Here is a 2275-nt window from a genome sequence, read left to right as displayed (position 1 = left end):
GACCACAAAGAAATCACACCACACAAGCTTCGCAGTACTTACGGTACTACTTTGTATCAGGAAACAGGCGATATTTACCTTGTAGCTGATGTATTAGGTCACAGAGATGTAAACACCACAAAGAAACATTATGCAGCTATGGATGATGCAAGACGTCGTAAGGCGGCCACAGCGGTGCATTTACGCGAAGATTAAAAACATAAAAAGATAAAGTATGAAAATATGACAGATATGTCTTATGTCTGGAGTTTTGTATAGACTTTAAATAACAGACATAAGACATATCTGTCACATACTTGATTCTGTTTGGGTTATGATATGTTTTTCAGAATTCTATTTACTAACTGTTAAAGCTATTTTTATTTATCAAAATCAGTTTCAAATACGCCTTCCGGAGTACGTATTGTCAGTAACCCAAGATTGAATTCATCATCCATTACAGTAATATGATATTCAAAAATAACATCATCTTCAACCTTGGAAAGTAAAACGTAAGAGCCATTTTCTTTTCCTTCAATTTGGTCGCAGATATCTCCGTAAACCATTTCACCGGAAATTGCTCTTGGATATCCTGCATCTTTAATTTTTTGCTCAATTATTCTGTATAATTCTTCCATATATCTCTCATCTCCTAATATTTATTGTTTTTCCATGATAACAGGTATGCTTACAAAATGCAATAAAAAGGATATCTGCTGAAAATATCTTAACAGGTATCCTTTTTATTTATGTTATGTAGTTTTTAGTATTAATAATAAAAGATGGTTATAAAGCTACACTGATCTTACCATGGAGCGCTTCAGGAATCTCTTCTTTGTCTAAAGATACGCTAATTACAAAAGTAACATTAAATTGTTTACCAATCTCATCTAACTGTCCCAGAGTACCTGTAATGTCTTTATCTTCCAATTTTGCTACCTTAAGGAAACTGTCAAGATAAATCTGCTCAAGATCGTGATCCTGAGAAAGGATACCACAGATAAATCCTACAAATTCATCTGCATTCTTAATAGGGAATCCGGATACATCAATAAGACGTACTTTATTGTTGAGTTCATACATATGTTTTGTGCTCTTGTCTAAGTAGACAATACTTCCATTTGCCTCTTTTACCGCACCATTTACCTTATCTAACAGTACTTTTGTTTTGCCCTTGCCTTTCTTTCCTACAATCAGTTCAACCATGCTGTTTTCCTCCTTAGACACATATAATATTAATTTAGACTAAAAACTTTAATTAATATGTTTTATATTATAGTGCATATTATTCAAAAACACAAGTGGTATTTATATTTTTTTGTGAAATTTTGTTGAAAATATAAAAATTATATGTTTTTACTGGATTTTTGGAGATATTTATCACTATGAGATATTTCTATCATATTTCATAACTCTTTGTATTTTCTTATATCTTCTTACATCTTGGTATGTGTTTGGTGTAAAATTGGTGTAATAAAGCTCTTTTTGACCGTTTCAGAATCAAATTGGTGTAAGCTTATTGTTACAGAACTGTTAATTTTGGTGTAAGCTAGCTATTTTTTATCTAAAAATGGTGTAAGCTTATTACATTACGAAATACGTCTATTATTTAGCTTCTGAATTTCGTTTGTCAAGCGTTCATTTGTAACATGATTATACAATTCCATCGTCATTTTCATAGAAGCATGACCCATGATATCCTGCAATGTTCTTGGATCAACTCCGGCTTCTGCCATACGAGAGCATGATGTATGTCTCAGGAGATGTGGATGTATATGTGGTAATGGCTCTATTGTTCCACCAAACTTTTTGATATCAGAATTATAATCATCTACAATACGATTCAGAATACGTCCAATAGTTTGTGTGATAAATGGTTTATTTTGCCTGTTAGAAAATACAAAATCCTTATATCCATCTATTTCGATCTCTGTTTTCTTATCCATCTCAATCTGATTTTTCATCTGTTCCATAAGAGCATCCCTTGCGGCATTTGATAATGGAACATTACGAACACCAGATTTAGATTTAGGAGTAAGTATTTGATATTGACAAGCATCTTTTCCTACATTGTTGTATTGTAACTGGTGAGTGATATTTACAAAGCCATGTTCTAAATCTACATCATCCCATGTCAAACCACAAACCTCTCCAACTCTCAGAGCAGTTTCAAGCATAAATACAAACAATGGATAATAATATGCATACTTGCTATTTTTAATGTATGTAAGAAAATTATCCTGCTGCACCATTGTTGATATACTGAACATCAAACTGTGTCAGATGTTCAATGATT

The 2275-nt window shown here is 32.3% G+C and carries 4 protein-coding genes; 1 reads left to right on the top strand and 3 read right to left on the bottom strand.

Annotated features, from left to right (window positions below; genetic code table 11):
* The coding region (locus AC075J_RS03460; RefSeq protein ID WP_476390003.1) for a tyrosine-type recombinase/integrase at positions 1 to 195 on the top strand (195 nt) is incomplete at its 5' end.
* Positions 196 to 359: 164 nt separating this feature from the next.
* On the opposite strand, the gene AC075J_RS03455 is transcribed toward AC075J_RS03460, so the two are convergent.
* The 3 genes from AC075J_RS03455 to AC075J_RS03445 form a co-directional block, all read right to left on the bottom strand.
* A complete protein-coding gene (locus AC075J_RS03455; protein WP_008703150.1) occupies positions 360 to 617 on the bottom strand; it encodes a hypothetical protein in 258 nt (85 codons plus the stop codon).
* A 148-nt stretch (positions 618 to 765) separates the two neighbouring features.
* On the bottom strand, positions 766 to 1185 hold the full coding sequence (locus AC075J_RS03450; RefSeq protein WP_008703153.1) for a hypothetical protein: 420 nt from the start codon (positions 1183 to 1185) through the stop codon (positions 766 to 768).
* A 383-nt stretch (positions 1186 to 1568) separates the two neighbouring features.
* Positions 1569 to 2231 (bottom strand): site-specific integrase, encoded by a 663-nt coding sequence (locus AC075J_RS03445; RefSeq protein ID WP_055052779.1) that lies wholly within the window; start codon positions 2229 to 2231, stop codon positions 1569 to 1571.
* Between the last annotated feature and the right edge of the window lie 44 nt (positions 2232 to 2275).

This window comes from Blautia sp. ZXY-1-C6, assembly GCF_056339875.1.
This window is presented reverse-complemented; position numbering and strand designations above follow the sequence as displayed.